The 15,919-nt window shown below is 51.3% G+C and carries 14 protein-coding genes; 10 read left to right on the top strand and 4 right to left on the bottom strand.

Annotated elements, in window-relative coordinates:
* Window positions 1-50 precede the first annotated feature (50 nt).
* The 8 genes from MKY82_RS25155 (at window position 51) to MKY82_RS25120 (ending at window position 10,281) form a co-directional block, all read left to right on the top strand.
* Window positions 51-239, top strand: a complete 189-nt coding sequence (locus MKY82_RS25155; RefSeq protein ID WP_259445180.1) for a hypothetical protein — start codon at window positions 51-53, stop codon at window positions 237-239.
* 268 nt (window positions 240-507) lie between these two features.
* Complete coding sequence (locus MKY82_RS25150) at window positions 508-1,398, top strand: YafY family protein (RefSeq protein ID WP_339294627.1); 891 nt, start codon at window positions 508-510, stop codon at window positions 1,396-1,398.
* Between the two features lie 75 nt (window positions 1,399-1,473).
* A complete protein-coding gene (locus MKY82_RS25145; protein ID WP_194544019.1) occupies window positions 1,474-2,292 on the top strand; it encodes an NAD(P)H-binding protein in 819 nt (272 codons plus the stop codon).
* 60 nt (window positions 2,293-2,352) lie between these two features.
* Window positions 2,353-3,303: an ATP-binding cassette domain-containing protein gene (locus MKY82_RS25140; RefSeq protein ID WP_194544018.1), complete on the top strand. Its 951-nt coding sequence runs from the start codon at window positions 2,353-2,355 to the stop codon at window positions 3,301-3,303.
* Window positions 3,300-4,133 carry an ABC transporter permease gene (locus MKY82_RS25135; protein WP_194544017.1) on the top strand — a complete coding sequence of 278 codons (834 nt, stop codon included), beginning with the start codon at window positions 3,300-3,302 and terminating at the stop codon, window positions 4,131-4,133. Before MKY82_RS25140 ends, MKY82_RS25135 begins: the two co-directional genes overlap by 4 nt.
* Window positions 4,134-4,335: 202 nt before the next feature.
* Entirely contained in the window at window positions 4,336-6,393 is a 2,058-nt protein-coding gene (locus tag MKY82_RS25130) for a UvrD-helicase domain-containing protein (RefSeq protein ID WP_339294626.1), read from the top strand.
* Between the two features lie 278 nt (window positions 6,394-6,671).
* Window positions 6,672-8,447, top strand: coding sequence for an ABC transporter ATP-binding protein (locus MKY82_RS25125; RefSeq protein WP_339294625.1), 1,776 nt, complete (start codon window positions 6,672-6,674; stop codon window positions 8,445-8,447).
* Window positions 8,431-10,281 (top strand): ABC transporter ATP-binding protein, encoded by a 1,851-nt coding sequence (locus tag MKY82_RS25120; RefSeq protein ID WP_194544014.1) that lies wholly within the window; start codon window positions 8,431-8,433, stop codon window positions 10,279-10,281. Before MKY82_RS25125 ends, MKY82_RS25120 begins: the two co-directional genes overlap by 17 nt.
* A 91-nt stretch (window positions 10,282-10,372) precedes the next feature.
* On the opposite strand, the gene MKY82_RS25115 is transcribed toward MKY82_RS25120, so the two are convergent.
* On the bottom strand, window positions 10,373-11,242 hold the full coding sequence (locus MKY82_RS25115; protein ID WP_339294624.1) for a LysR family transcriptional regulator: 870 nt from the start codon (window positions 11,240-11,242) through the stop codon (window positions 10,373-10,375).
* A 206-nt stretch (window positions 11,243-11,448) separates the two neighbouring features.
* Here MKY82_RS25115 and MKY82_RS25110 point away from each other — a divergent pair, with 206 nt between their 5' ends.
* Entirely contained in the window at window positions 11,449-12,054 is a 606-nt protein-coding gene (locus MKY82_RS25110) for an ankyrin repeat domain-containing protein (protein WP_339296717.1), read from the top strand.
* A 32-nt stretch (window positions 12,055-12,086) separates the two neighbouring features.
* The gene (locus tag MKY82_RS25105; protein WP_339294623.1) at window positions 12,087-13,313 is read left to right on the top strand and encodes an amidohydrolase; all 1,227 of its coding nucleotides are present in this window, start codon (window positions 12,087-12,089) and stop codon (window positions 13,311-13,313) included.
* A gap of 72 nt (window positions 13,314-13,385) precedes the next feature.
* Here MKY82_RS25105 and MKY82_RS25100 read toward each other — a convergent pair whose 3' ends face one another.
* From MKY82_RS25100 to MKY82_RS25090, 3 genes are all read right to left on the bottom strand, one after another.
* Window positions 13,386-14,273, bottom strand: a complete 888-nt coding sequence (locus tag MKY82_RS25100) for a DUF2268 domain-containing putative Zn-dependent protease (RefSeq protein WP_339294622.1) — start codon at window positions 14,271-14,273, stop codon at window positions 13,386-13,388.
* Window positions 14,274-14,359: 86 nt separating this feature from the next.
* Entirely contained in the window at window positions 14,360-15,046 is a 687-nt protein-coding gene (locus tag MKY82_RS25095) for a G1 family glutamic endopeptidase (protein WP_339294621.1), read from the bottom strand.
* A 170-nt stretch (window positions 15,047-15,216) separates the two neighbouring features.
* Window positions 15,217-15,702 (bottom strand): anthrone oxygenase family protein, encoded by a 486-nt coding sequence (locus tag MKY82_RS25090; protein ID WP_339294620.1) that lies wholly within the window; start codon window positions 15,700-15,702, stop codon window positions 15,217-15,219.
* Window positions 15,703-15,919 lie beyond the last annotated feature (217 nt).

Genomic DNA, 15,919 nt, shown 5'->3' with positions numbered 1-15,919 from the left:
TGAAAAATTCGCAATAGATAGTTTCTTACAGGAGATCAGATCCGATCACCATGGATGAGAGTGATGCGATCGAACTGCTTCGGTATGCTCCATATACGATGGCGGTTGCGGTCCATATGGAAGCGAACAACCACTGTCTTGTGACAAGAGAGGAGCTGTCAAGTCGTCTGACAGCGGAAGATCTGCGCGCCCAAATCAAGATTCCGCAGGATGGCGAATGGGTCGAATGGAACGCGTAATGCGCAACAGCTGGCATAACAGCGGAAACAGCTAGCTGTCAGCGGATGGTTTCAGTAGCAGTTAGACAGTTTGAACTGATATAATCTATGCAGGAAGCTCCGTGATACGGAGCTTTTTTTTTGTTATCCCACCTCATCTACTCTTTTCCTAAAAAATAATCCCATTCCATCAAGAACGATATGTAATCCTGACATACTAGATGTCAGGATTCATGCTTTATCATTCGATTCAGAAGTCAAAAACTACGAGACGCGAGGAGTGTTACCGATGAAACTCGACCGGCTGCTAGGCATTACGATGGAATTGTTGACCAAACAAAGAGTGACGGCCACGGCGCTTGCCGCCCGGTATGAAGTCTCGGTTCGTACGATCTACCGCGATGTAGACCTCATTAATCAGGCTGGCATTCCGGTTGTTTCCTATCCCGGTGCGGATGGTGGCTTTGAATTGATGAACGGGTTCTATCTGACGAGGCAGCACTTCTCCGTTGACGATTTTTTGGCGATCTACAATCTTTTGAAGGGCGTCGAAGGGACTGTGAAGGGGAGATACACTTCCATCCTGAATAAGCTTGGAACCCTGCAGCCTGCCCTGTTGAACGGAGGATGTCATGAACAAATTCTATTCGATATGAGCACGTCGGAGTATGAGCGGGCATGGGTACGACCCATTCTAAATGCCATTGAACGCTCGAACCTGATGACCCTTCACTATACGAGTACATCCGGCAGCCGCTCGGAGCGGCAAGTGGAGCCGCTGCAGCTGTACTGGGAACAAGGCGTGTGGTATTTGGAGGCCTACTGCTTGTTAAAGCAGGGGAAACGAATCTTCAGAGTATCGCGCATATTCAGTCTTGAAATATCCACCGACACGTTCATCCCAAGAGGAAACCTGGTGCGGGAGGATCAGGAGGCGGTGCAGGGCATACAGGCTCATCTCCGTTTCGATTCATCCGCCGGACCGAGGGTGACCGAGCAATTTCCGGAGGCTTTCATCTCCGGGGAGGGATTCCTAGATGTCCGAACGGTGTTCTATACCAAAGCCTATGCCATCTCGGTGATTTTAAGCTACGGTGCAAAGGTGGAGATCATCTCTCCGCCGGAATTGAAGGACGAACTGCTGCAGGAGCTGGAGGAAATCCGTAAACGTTATGAATGATGGACCATGAACAATGAACAATGAACAATGAATGAATATGAACCGTTAGATTAAAACTCGAGGAGGAAGTTTCATATGACTATTTTGGTAACAGGAGCTACAGGAACTGTTGGAAAGCATATCGTGCAGAAGCTTGTGCAGCGAGGCATAGAAGTGAGAGCGATATCACGCAATCCGCAGCAAGCGAATCTGCCGGAGGGTGTACAGGTGGTAGCCGGGAATCTCAATGACCCGGATAGCCTGATCCCCGCCATGCAAGGCGTGAGGGCCATGCATTTGATCATTTCCAGTGATGAAGCGTATGGGACCCTGCAGACGGATCCGCGGATTATTGAGCTTGCCGAGAAGGCTGGCATACAGCGGGTAACGGTATTGGTGGGCTATGAAGAAGGGCCTGTGGAAGCTGCACTTCGAGACAGCGGAATGGAGTGGACTTTGCTCAAGCCATGCGAGTTTATGGCGAATATTCTGGTGGATTGGCAGGAATCGATCCGCCACGAAGGAGTCGTTCGTGAGCCGTTCGGCCATGCGCTGAGTGCGAGAATCCACGAAGCCGATATCGCTCGCGTTGCCGTCGCCGCACTTCTTGAGGAAGGTCACCATGGACAAGAATATTTCCTTACGGGACCGGAAGCCCTCTCGCGATTCGAAGCGGTTCGGATTATAAGCGAGGTAACAGGCAGGGACATCCGCTTTGTGGAACTGACCGAGGAACAGGCGAGAGCTAAATGGAGAGAGCAAGGCTATGACGAGGAGTCGATTGAATTTTTTGTGCAAATGGGAAAAAATCCGCCCGAGATCGGTTATACGGTATTACCGACGGTAGCGCAGGTCACAGGGCGGCCGGCAGCCACGCTTGCTGATTGGGTCCGTGATCATAAGGACGATTTTTAAGGGCAAGCAGCATGGCAATCTAGAGGTCGATTTGTATAGGAAGAGGAGGAGTTGTGAAACTTGCCTTACGCCATTGAAACGAAAGAGCTTCGCAAATCTTATAACGGCATTGGGGTCGTTCAAGGAATGGATCTGCGAGTGGAGCAAGGAGAGCTGTTTGCCTTGTTGGGTCCGAACGGCGCCGGAAAAACAACCACCATTCATATGTTATCCACCCTGGTTAAGCCGGATGGGGGATTCGCATGCGTGGCCGGGTATGATGTCGCAAGCAATGCCCGGCACGTTCGAAGAAAGATCAGCCTGACAGGCCAGTTTGCAGCACTGGATGAGGGACTCTCCGGTCTTCAGAATTTAATGTTGGTTTCAAGGCTTTACGGTTATTCGGCGAAATCGGCTCGATCCGTAAGCGAGGAGCTGATCGAATCCTTTGGACTCAGCGAAGCAAAGGACCGCGCGCTGTTGCATTACTCTGGCGGGATGCGGAGGCGGCTGGATATTGCCGCCAGTATCGTTACGAAGCCCGACGTTATTTTTCTGGATGAGCCGACAACGGGCCTCGATCCGCAAAGCCGCATTCAAGTGTGGGAGGTTGTAAGGTCGCTTTTGAAACGGGGCACCACCGTGCTGCTGACGACGCAATATCTGGAAGAAGCCGATCAGTTGGCGGACCGGATTGCCGTGATGGATAAGGGGAGCCTGATTGCGGAAGGGACGCCCCGGCAATTGAAGGCTTCCGTTGGCAACAGAACGTTAACCATTCAATTCAACGAACCGGCCGACCAGCACAAGCTGGGTACTTTGTTAAATGAGGAACACGCGTTGACCTTATTGCAGGACGATCATCCCTTGGTACATAAAATTCCGGTGAAGGATGCAAGTGCTGCTAATCAGGCCCTTCATACACTGATGAAGAACGGGTTCGCTATTGAATATTTCGCCTTAAGCGAACCGAGTCTGGATGAGGTCTTTCTGTCACTGACCCGCGCGAAGTCGAAGGGAGGCACGCCATGAGTGTAAGCCATCATACAGCGAATAAGGACGGCGTGCTGCCTGTTCGCCAAGCCGATACCGATCCTCCCCATGCCCTGACGGCGATCCGAATCTTTATGTGGAGAACTTGGCAGCATACGAAGCACAACGGGTTTGGTCTGGTGATGGACGCGGTTCTGTCGCCGGTTCTGCTGCTGTTTATATTTAGTTACTTGTTCGGCGGCGCTATGGCCGGGTCAACCGGGGCTTATATTCAATTCCTATTGCCTGGCATTCTGATCCTGACGGTCGTGCCCATGACGGTGTATAGCGGAACCACGATATGCTCGGATATTACCAAAGGGGTATATAATCGATTTCGAACGCTGCCCTTTTGGCAGCCGGCCTCGGTGCTTGGCTCCATCCTGACGGATGGTGTGCGCTATACAATCGGCGTAATCGTAGCCCTGGGCACGGGGCTTGCGCTGGGCTTCCGACCCGAGGGCAGCGTCATCCAAATGGCACTTGCCATTGCCTTCATCCTGTTCTTTGCATTCGGTGTCAGCTGGATATTTGCGCTGATCGGCGTCGTGGCCAAACGGCCGGAGACGGTATCGGGGTCGAGCATGATCGCGATATACCCGCTGCTGTTCGCCAGCAACATTCTGGTGGATTCGTCGACGATGCCGAAATGGACGGGTATTCTCATCGACCTGAATCCGATCAGCATGGCGGCAGCCACGGTCAGGGGACTGATGAACGGCACGTCAACCATGCCTGTGATCATGACAGGAATCGGGGTCTGCGTAGTGATTATCGCTATTTTCGTTCCACTTACGCTGTATCTGTACCAAACCAAAAACGAGCGGTAAGAGGCATGAAAAAAACCAGGCTTGCATGAGCATGCAGCCTGGTTTTTTATCTATGTCATGACATTATGGTTGATTAAATCGTATAGGTGTTTTTGGACCCACGATAAATACACAATACTACAACGGAAAGTATAAGTCTATATTTTTTTCGGGAAACCCCTATACTTAAAGCTATTCTTTAGCAAAGAGGGGGAGGTTCCTAATGCTGAATCCAAGCGAAAGCGCAGAGCGGGAATATCTAGAGTTTGTAGTAAAGGAGCTTCATCGGGCATCGAAGGAATTAGAGGGGAAGGTGTCTGATTCTTACAGGGATATCATTGAAGCCAAGAAGTACCTGTGGGTCAACATGGCCCAATTGGATGCGGCGGAACGGGCAGCCAACCGGGTTGATATTTCCTTGTCCATTGATACGGGTGAGAAGACGGCGGCCAGGCTGCAGAAGATGCGCAAGCTACTCACGTCGCCGTATTTTGGCAGGGTGGATTTCCGATCGAATGAACCGGAAGAAGAAGGTGCCTACTATATTGGCATCCATTCCTTCACGAACCCGGAGAGTCAGGAGCATCTCATTTATGATTGGCGCTCGCCGGTAGCAAGCTTGTTTTATGATTACAATGTCGGTCCTGCGTCGTATGAAGCCCCCATGGGCAGGATGCAAGGCGAAATTACCGTCAAAAGGCAGTACAAAATCAAAGACGGTCAAATGGAATATATGATTGAGAGCTCCATGAACATCAATGACGACGTGCTGCAGAAGGAGCTCAGCAGCACGTCGGACGAGAAGATGAAGAATATTGTGGCTACCATTCAGCAGGAGCAAAATGCCATCATACGAAACGAAACCGCGAATGAGCTGATCATACAGGGGGCGGCAGGTTCAGGCAAAACCTCCGTGGCTCTGCACAGGGTAGCTTTTCTGTTGTACCGCCATAAGGAGACGTTGACTTCCAGCAACGTGCTCATTATATCTCCCCATAAAGTGTTTTCTGATTATATATCCAACGTTCTGCCAGAGCTTGGCGAAGAGAAAATCATGGAGGTTACGATGGAGGAGCTTGCTGCCAAAGAGCTGGGGGGATTATGTCAGTTTCAGACCTTCTTCGAACAGGTGAACGAAATCGTGAGCGCCGATGACGAACAGGCCATTGAACGGATCCGGTATAAGGCCAGCATGCACTTCGTACATGAGCTGGAGGCTTATATGATACATGCCGAGGAGCATTTTTTCCTGGCTGCGGATATTCAGCTGAAAGACGTATGTATTTCGGCTTCGGAGATCAGGGACTGTTATCTTGGCACCATGATCACGCCGATCAGGCAGCGATTGGAGAAGACGGCTTCCATCCTGTCAGGCCGGGTTCGTACAGAGGATGGAGACAGACTGACTGCGGCAGAAGCCAAAAAAGTCAAAACCGCGATCAAGAACATGTTCAAATTTCAAAATGCGCTCAGCATGTACAAGGAATTTTTCTCATATAGGAACAAACCGGACATGTTTGTCATGAACGGAAGAAAAACGATTGAGTATGCGGACGTTTTTCCGCTGCTGTATCTCAAAATGCATTTGGAAGGAAACGCGTCATACGATATGGTGAAGCATCTGCTGGTCGATGAAATGCAGGATTATACACCGATTCAATACGTCGTGCTATCGAAATGGTTTTCGTGCAAAAAAACGATACTTGGGGACAGCAACCAGTCGGTCAACGTATATACGTCCACATCACTGGATGATATCAAGAGCGTATTTCCGCATGCCGATACAATAGAGCTGTTAAAAAGCTATCGTTCCACGCTGGAAATTATGGGACTCGCGAAGCGAATTCATCCGGGCAGCACCATGATTCCCGTGGAGCGGCATGGAGAAGAGCCGCAGGTGATCCGGTGTCGTGACGCCCGGGAGGAGCTGGAGTTCATTCAAGAGCTTAGCCGTCACTTTTTAGATTCCGGGATGCAGACGATGGGGATCATATGCAAAACGTCTTCGCAGGCCCGGCAGGTGTATGAGTCCATCAGGGGGCTTCAGGGCAGCGTGAATCTGCTCGACTTTAGCAGTGAACGCTTTGAGGAGGGAATTACGATCACCTTCGCCCATATGGCCAAGGGTCTGGAATTCGATCAGGTTTTAGTTCCTTTTGTGGACGCCGAAAACTATCGTTCCGAGATGGATCGAAGCTTACTCTATATTGCTTGTACCCGGGCCATGCATAAGCTTTCGCTGACCTATTCGGGCGAGCCGGCACCATGGTTGGCGGTGTGAGCGTGAGCCGAAAATCAGGATAGCGCCATCCATAGGACCACCTTTTAAAAAAGTCGCGACGAATGGTTGCGGCTTTTTTCTTTGGATGATTGGATTGAAATGATATCGGCTCCTGTTACTCAGTATGTCTGAATTTGTATAAATCATATGGCCGTTCGGGAAGGAGGACTGATTTATTTCTAGAACCTATTAATATGGGAGTATCACAGCAAACGTATGGAAGGAGGAACGTAACGGGCTAATCAATCCAATAACGGGACAGGAAGTGATATGGGACATTGGACTCTCATCGAATACTTGGAGACTTTTTCAGGAAGACGTGGCCGTTTTATGTATTGTCGGTTTGCTGTCATCTGGTTGCTAACATCATCCATGTGAACTTCCCAAGGGTACTGGGCAATTTTACGGATGAACTGAAGGATGGTTTATTGTCTGTCGACGGTATCGTGCAGTACAGCTGGACGCTGCTGGGTATCGGTGTCGGGTTCGCCGTCATCGGCGGGATCGGTCAGTTTCTGGTGATGTACACGGGGCGGTATTTCGAATTTATGAACCGCCGCCGATTGTTTGTCCATTTTACGGGGCTCAGTGAGCGATTTTATTCCAAGAATGGCGTTGGCAAGCTGCTAAGTTATTTCATGAATGACGTGACGACGGTAAGGGAAGCGATCTCGATGGGGATCAATCAGACGGCAAACTCCTCCATCCTGCTGGTCTCCACAATCGTCATGCTGCTGATCACGAACGTACCGCTGTATCTGGTGGCTGCGAGCATCGCGCCTTTGCTGCTGATTCCGGTCATTGTCGTTTGGCTCGGACCGATTATCAGAAGAAGATCGTTGCAGGTACAGGAAGCGCTGGGTGTGATGACGGAATCCGCGGAGGAGCAGTTTGGCGGGATCCGTGTCACCAAGAAGTTCGCGGTGGAAGACACGATGAAGCGGCGTTTTGGGACGACGGTGGACCGCATCCGGGACAAGCAGCTGCGGCTGGTACGCGTATCATCGCTTTTTCAATCGATCATTCCGTTTCTGGGCGCTACCTCACTCATTATCGCCCTCTTATTCGGCGGTTACCTGACCATTCTGGGACGGATTACGGTCGGAAACTTTGTCGCATTGACGCTTTACATTCGCATGCTGATGAATCCGCTGCAGCAGATCGGCAATGTCATTAATGTCGTTCAGCGCGCGAGGGCTTCGCTTGACCGATTAAACGACCTGCTTGGCAAGCAGGCCGACATTAAGGAACTGCCTGGCGCCAAGGAGCTGAATCAGGAGAACCCGGGCATTGAAGTGCGTGATTTATCCTTCTCTTACGAGGATGCGGATGGTCAAGAGGAGGGGGCCAGACAGGTTCTGAGGGGCATTCAATTGGATGTTCCGCCCGGATCGACGCTGGGCATCATTGGCCGCACGGGAAGCGGCAAGACTACGCTTATGAAGCTGCTGCTGCGTACCTTCGACCCGCCTCCGGGGAAAGTGCTGATCGGGGGTGTGGATATTCGGAAGCTTACATTAAAAAGCCTGCGCGAAGGGATCGCCTATGTTCCCCAGGACGGCTTCCTGTTCAGCTCGACCATCCGCGAGAATATTGCCTTCTATAAACGGGACACGGAGCCGGCTGTCGTCGAGGAAGCGGCGCGAAAAGCACGGGTCTACGACAACATCGTGGAGTTTCCGGACAAGTTCGAGACCCGCCTTGGGGAGCGCGGCATTACCCTGTCCGGAGGACAGCGGCAGCGGACCAGCCTTGCACGGGGAATAATCAAGGATGCACCTATCCTCATTCTGGATGATAGCGTAAGCGCCGTCGACGCGGTGACGGAGACGGAAATCATGGAGACGGTTCGGGATATCCGCGCTGGGAAGACTACGATCATTATTGCCCACCGGATCAGTGCATTGAAACATGCCGATGAGATTATCGTCCTGGATCAGGGAGAGATGGTTCAGCGGGGTACGCATGAAGAACTGCTGTCGAAGGACGGACTGTACCGGACGCTGCATGACATTCAGGAAGAGGGGATGAAGTTTCATGGCACAGGCCATTAACAATTGGCAGCTGGACCAGAAGGCGGATCTGAATGCCCCTCAGTCCAAGCCCAAGTATATTTCCACATTCCGTGCTCTATCGGGTTATATGAAGGAATACCGACTGATTTTTGCCGGGTTTATCGGCTGCACCTTGATTGCCATCTCGGCAGAGCTGCTGCAGCCGTATCTGATGAAAATCGCAATCGATGATAATCTGATGGTCGGCAAGAACGATTTTCGGGGCCTGATGCTCATATGCGCTATCTATTTTTTGTTATCGCTGCTCAGCATGGTGTTTACCTATTTGCAAAATAATTTGTTGCAGAAGGCGGGGCAGAGCATTGTAGCGAGCATTCGCAAACGGCTGTTTGCCCATATATCCAAGCTGTCGATGTCTTATTTCGATAAAGTGCCGAGCGGCAGCTTGATTACGCATGTGTCCAGTGATACCGAAGCGATCAATCAGTTTTTTAACCAGGTGCTGCTCAGCCTGTTCCGCGACGGCTTCACCTTGATCTTCATTCTGGTCTTGATGTTCCAGCTGGATGTCACGCTGACCTTATACTGCTTGATTCTGCTGCCGATCATTGCGGGGATTGCCATTGCGTTCCGGCGTTATATGCGCCACACCTATCAGATGGCCAGAACGCGGTTATCCCGGCTGGTGGCCTTTGTGGCCGAGAATCTATCGGGGATGAATCTGATTCAAGTGTTTCATCAGCAGAAGGAGCAGGAGAAGCAGTTCGAGGAACGGAACGACTCTTATTTCAAAGCCAACATTCGGGAGATCCGGACGAATGTGCTGTTTAACCGCTCCTATGAAATATTGAACAACTTGGCGATTGCGTTCGTGACGTGGCTCGGCGGACAAGCCGTACTGGGAACGACGCTGGAGTTCGGCGTGCTGTATGCCTTCATAACGTATATCCGTTTATTCTTTCAGCCGATCAACACGATCACCCAGCAGTGGAACACGCTGCAATCGGCAACGGTGGCGATTAACCGGATATGGGGTCTCCTGGCGATTCAGCCTGAGGTTACGGATCAACGCAAGCCGGTGGCCATCGAGAAAGCAAGTGTCGAGGGACGCGTTGAATTTGATCGGATCACGTTCGGTTACGAAGGCGGGGCACCGGTCATTCAGGACCTGGATCTCCATATCAACCCTGGAGAGATGATCGGGATTGTCGGTACCACCGGCGCGGGAAAAAGCTCGCTTATCAGTCTCCTGTGCCGTTTCTATGATGTAAATGAAGGAAGCATTCGAATTGATGGAATCGACATCAGGGAGCTGGCACAGTCCGATCTCCACCGGATGGTTGGCCTTGTTCAGCAGGAGCCGTATCTCTACTCCGGGACGGTGCTGGATAATGTACGGCTGTTCGACGAGACCATCTCGAGGGAACGGGTGATCGAGGCTTGCCGCTTTATCGGTGCGGATTCGATCATCATGAGGATGAGGGAAGGCTATGACACCCGGTTGTCGGAGCGGGGCAGCGGCTTGTCCGCCGGCGAACGGCAGCTGATCTCCTTCGCCCGAATCATTGTGTTCCAGCCCAAGATTCTCATTCTAGACGAAGCGACCGCTAATCTGGATTCGCATACGGAGCAGCTGATTCAGAACGCCCTTCAACTTGTGGCCGAGGGGCGAACGACCCTTGTCATTGCCCATCGCCTATCTACGATCATGGGGGCGGATCGGATTTTGGTCATGAGCAAAGGCCGGATCGTAGAGCAGGGAACGCATCAGGAACTGCTGAACTCCCATGGGTATTATGAAGAGCTGTATCTTCACTCCCAAGGACAGAAGCAGGAGCACGAGGCTGCCGGTTCATTGTATCGTACAAGATAATTGCATTAATTTCTTGCCGGAGGACAGAGCTTGCATTAGCTCTGTCCTCTTTTTGTATGAGCGGCAGATTATAGAAGCAGTAAGCAGGCAGTTATAGGGCACTTGTCAACAAGTCAATGAAGTTCAGAGCCGTTCTGGAGACGTGATGATCCCTCAGCCAGATCAAGGCTGTGGAAGCCGCTGCCGGAGTGTCCTTGATTTTGAAGGCATGAACAGATGCTGGCAAGTGCTGCTTGACCAGCGTTTCGGGAACGATCGCCACGCCAAAACCTGAAGCGACCAAGCGCAGCAGCAGCGAAATGTCGGAGCATTCGGCTGCAATGTTCGGCTGGAGTTTCTGTTCCGAGAAAGCCATCTGGATCGTATAATATACGCCCAATCCTTCCGTGCTTGGCAGAATGAGCGGATACTGCGCAATATGAGAGAGGGTTGTCTCCTGTTCGGTGGATGCCTCAGAGGTGAGCATATAAAAGGGCTCCGTCTGCAGATGAAGGATCGAGAAATCATCCAATTCGAGCGGCAGGCGGACGATCGCTAGTTCGAGTGACCGGTTTCTTACGAGTTCACAGAGCTGATACGACTCGTTCTGCTGAATTTTATACGAGACTTGGGGATATCTTGCCTTGAACTCATGCAGCCATGACGGCAGCTCTACCGAGGATAAAGTATTGATACCAAGACTCAGCGTGCCCTTATCGCCGTTTCCGACCTCTTTAACCTCGGCTTTGGCCTCTTCCATAAGCTGGGTTACTTGGAGCGCATATTTGTACAGCGCTTTACCCGATTCGGTGATTTCGAGCCGCTTTCCTCGGCGATATACCAAGACGGACCCGAGCTCTTCCTCCATCGCTTTCAGCTGCTGACTGAGAGGCGGCTGGGATATATGAAGCCGGTTGGCGGCAAGCGAGATCGTACCTTCCTCCACGATGGCAATAAAATACCGGAGCTGTCTGATGTCCATAGGTTGAAACCATCCTCCTTGTATATGAAAAACCTTAGTGAATTCAATTTTTTAAGTATTTTTCATATGGTTGTGTCTCATGTTAGCATACCAATATACACGATAGAAAGAGGAGGGAGCATCGAGTGCTGCGTTTATCAGCGATTCTATTGATCCTTTTCCTGTCGGCCTGTCAATCCAATCCGGAGAAAGAAGAGGTGCAGAATATGAATCGTGAACTCATTGAATATGCCGAGCAAGGCAATACGGAGCAAGTACGACAGCTTCTTCAATCCGGCGCAGACATCAATGCGACGGATGAGCAGGGAAGAACTGCCGTGATGGCTGCGACCTATCACAATCATGTCGGAACGGTAGAGGCTTTGATTCAGGCAGGCGCCGATATCAATATTCGGGATCACCAACGGAATAACGTATTTTTGTATGCCGGTGCAGAAGGAATGATGGAAATTTTGCGGCTCGCGATCGAAGCCGATGCCGATGTGACGTTGACGAACCGTTATGGCGGGACGGCTCTCATTCCGGCCTCTGACCGCGGACATGTGGAGATTGTTCAGGAGCTGCTGACCCGGACCGACGTCGATGTGAACCATATAAATAATTTGAACTGGACCGCACTGCTGGAGGCTGTCATTCTCGGTGACGGCAGTGAGAAATATCAGCGCATCGTGAAGCTGCTGCTGGATCATGGGGCGGATGCCCGGATTCCCGACGGGAATGGTGTAACTCCTCTGCAGCATGCCAGGGAGCGGGGATATCTAGAGATCGAGCGCATCTTATTGGACGCTGTAAACGAAGGGCAAGTCAAATAGAGGCAGGTATAAGCGAGAAGGGGATGAACGCTATGAACGAACAGAGCACTGCATATTGGCTGCTGAATGTCCGTCTGGAAACAGGTTACCGCTACGAGGATGAGGTCGTGGTTGGAACCGAAACGGGACTCTTTCATGTAAAAATAGAAAATGGGGCTTTCTCAGAGATCCGCCCTGCGGATGCTCTGCCTGATACGTTACTGCCGACACGGGATATGCAGGGGGATCTAATGCTCCCATCATTTAGAGATATGCATATCCACCTGGACAAAACCTATTATGGGGGCCCATGGAAGGCACCGAGCCGTCCGGCTCACGGAATCTTCAGCCGAATCGAGGAGGAGGAGAGGCTGCTTCCGGAGCTGCTGCCTACTGCCAAGGAAAGAGCGGAGGGACTGCTGGATCTGCTGCTGCGCTACGGGTCTACCCATATCCGCTCCCATTGCAATGTGGATCCTGTTGTCGGCTTGAGAAATTTAGAGGCCACCTTGCAGGCGGTTGAAGGATACAGGGAAAAAGCTTTTGTCGAGATTGTAGCATTTCCTCAGCACGGCTTGCTTCGCAGCCAGTCCGTCTCTCTGGTCAGGGATGCGCTCCGGAACGGAGCAGCGCTTGTTGGTGGTTTGGATCCCACAACGGTGGATGAAAATATGGAAAAATCACTGAACACCGTGATGGAGCTCGCCGTTGAAGCCAACGCCGGCATTGACCTGCACCTGCATGAGTCGTCGCATGTAGGGCTGAATACCTTTAAGCGGGTAGCTGACCTTACGGAAGAGGCGGGTTGGAACGGGAGGGTTACGCTCAGCCATGCGCTGGCTTTCGCGGACGTCTCACCAAGCGAAGTGGATGAGGTGGCGATTCGGTTGGCGGATCTGGGCATTTCGCTCACTTCTTCCGTACCGCTTGGCCGAACCATTCCGATTCCGCAGCTGCACCGCCGCGGCGTAGACATCTCGCTTGGGCAAGACAGCATTATGGACCATTGGTCCCCGTTCGGCAAAGGGGATAATCTGGACAAAGCGGGCACGCTGGCCGAACGCTTCCATATGTACGATGAGCGTTCGCTCGGACAGGCTCTCGGGTTTATTACGGGAGGGGTGACGCCGTTAGACCAGGACGGCCGTTATGCCTGGCCCAACGTCGGGGATGCGGCGGACGCGGTGATCGTAGAAGCCAGCTGTTCCGCCGAAGCCGTTGCCAGGCGGTCACGCCGCCGGGCCGTCCTGTTCAAGGGAAAACCGGTTTACGAATCATGATAAAAAAACAGCCGCTGCTTGCCGGAGTTTTCCGGCGTGCAGCGGCTGTTATTGGTTATGGGCTTTGGGTTGTTATTCCCTAAAAATAAGGGAATTCGCAATGATTTCCCTCCAGGGAATATAAGTCGCCTCGACCGCGGATTTACCGCTCTGTCTTAAATAATCGGTTACGATCCGGTATCCGATGGAATACCCCGCATAGGGTGGAATGCCCATTTTCGTAAAGCCGTAAAGATCCCCTTCCAAATCCCCGAACATGTAACCTCGTATCTCATTGAATCCGGTTACCTGCAGAGCTTCCCTATAACGTGGCAGAAGCTCGCTGTGCTGATCTTCGTTCAGGGCATGAATCCAGGGTCCCAAGTGACCCTCGCCGTACATTTCGGCGGCAAAAGCTTCAGCGAGTCCTTCCAGCACTAGGTATTGAGCGACCGTTGTCTCGGCACTCCATGGCTCATAAGAGAGCCTCACGTTATGATGGAATTCATGTGCCGTAATGGCGGCCAGCCTTGGCAGGTTATAATCGTTCGGCCACACAACCACCATGATTTGTCCCGGTGTTCCCCCTGAGCCTGTGTATCCGGGATGGGGGCTGAAGCGTTCACGGTCACCCAGCGCGAGAGTAAAGAGTAAATCTCCAAGCTCAATGCCGTGAGCTTGCGGCTTTAATGCGGCATGTGCCTTCATCACGGCTTCCTTGCATCGGCTCCAGGAACTCGCTTGTTCCAAGCGAGACAAAGCCTGGAGCGCCTCCTCCGGATGATCGGCCGGGCGAAATAATCCCAGCAGCTGCGTCATATCGTAATCGTCTTGTCCTTGAGGCATACGCTTGCGTATCGTGTCCATAAACGGCTGAAGCGGCTTATTCACGAGCTGCTCAAATGCGGTGATCCGCAGCTCAGGCTCAGATTCCAGAGCTTGTTGTTGATGGGTTAGTGTATCGATGGCGATCAATTGCATACTGATATCCTCCTCTTATCGAAGCAATAGCTGCTTCGTATAATGTTGAGGATAATCCTTTACGCTGCGTGAAGGTCAAGTCTCTATTATGAATAAATACTTTTGACAACGAACCGGTCTCCTGCCCTGTTCGGATCGGAGGGAATGGAGGTAACCTTTAAATTCTGGAGCATGATGCCCCCGTTATCGGCAGTCAGCTTTGGACTTTTCCCATTGACCCGGCAGCAGGAGAAGACGACAGGAGATAATCGTGCCATTGTTGCAAGAGCCCCATTGACCTGTGGCGCTTCAACGATCCATTCCGCCGAGGTCTGCGGACCATTGTATCGTTGTAATGTCCGAAATGTCCAATTTCGGGTTACGTTTCGAAGGCAGATCAACCAGTTCGAACCGCTGCGCTTGCTGATGCTGGCATGCATCCGGTCACCCGGCAGAATCGGCAGCGGAATGATCGTAACCGAGGCCGGGAGGATCTCCCACCATGCATAATAGTAAGCCTTGCCGTCTATGAATTCATGACCTGTTCCGGTCTGTATCAGATTGCTATTGCCGAAGCCGTCAATTCCAATCCATGCTGAGGAATAGGTCGCCGCACGGCTTGGACGAACAAACGGCACATTCCATTTGGCGGAGATCTGTTTGTAAGCACCTTTTTTTCCTTTGAGGCTGTATCCGCTCCAATTGCTTGAAATCCATCCGATGTTACGACGCGGCTTGGCTGAAGTGTCAAGTTGGCAAGTGTGATTCCACTTATCTATCGTGAGAATCCCCATATCTCCACCGCCTTTACTAGATTGATAGTATATCTAATGAAGAATTGGTAGAGTTGGTATGGGTTTTCTGTTAGAAAGTTTAGATAAGATGTGGTTCACCAATGAAGAGAGCAGCGCAGGGAATGCGGGCATTTAGGAGCGATGGGTGATAGACACCTCGTAATCGCTTCTTAGTTAAGAAATCTTAGCGCAAAAACAAACAGGATCATCGCCCCTAAAGAAGTGATGGTTCGCACATGATTCCAGGGCAGCCAGCGTCTCAGGTAGTTGTTCCATACCTCGCCTCCGGCACTGCTTCCTGGGTCAACAGCGGCCAGTGCGTCGTTTAGCGGGACGTTGAATGCCATCGTTACGATGAATCCCGCTAAATAGAGCAGGCTGGCGGCAAGCAAATACAACGAGCCGGGTTCCCCCCAGCGCATGATGGATACGACCGCAAGCACGATACTGGTTAACGCAGTGCCTGTAAACAATGTGCCGAACAAAGGATTGAGAATGGTTGCATTGATGGACTGCATGGCATGGATCCCCTGTTCATTGGGAATTCGGGCTAGCGCTGTCATTATAAAAGACGAGAAAGCGAAGAACAGTCCGGCTATGAGTCCCGATCCGGTTACCGAGAATACAGCCAACAAAAAAATTAAGCGGTCACTCATGGATAGTAAACCTCCAATGTCATAGATTATTACTGGTATGGTTCCAGTATATTCATATAATTGTTTGTACATACAAATATAAATGGATTTCCAGCAAAAGTAAAGACCTAAATATGCAGAAAATGATAATCAATCAATAGACTCTGAATGATCTATTAATATTTTCTATTTTTGGTAATTAGTTCATTACGCCGCGCGTTATGAGAAAAAAAGTTCA

Origin of the sequence: Paenibacillus sp. FSL W7-1279, assembly GCF_037969845.1 — a bacterium.
In the GTDB taxonomy this organism is placed as follows: domain Bacteria; phylum Bacillota; class Bacilli; order Paenibacillales; family Paenibacillaceae; genus Paenibacillus_AQ.
Note: the sequence above shows the minus strand (reverse complement) of the source record. Positions and strands in the feature narration are given on the sequence as shown.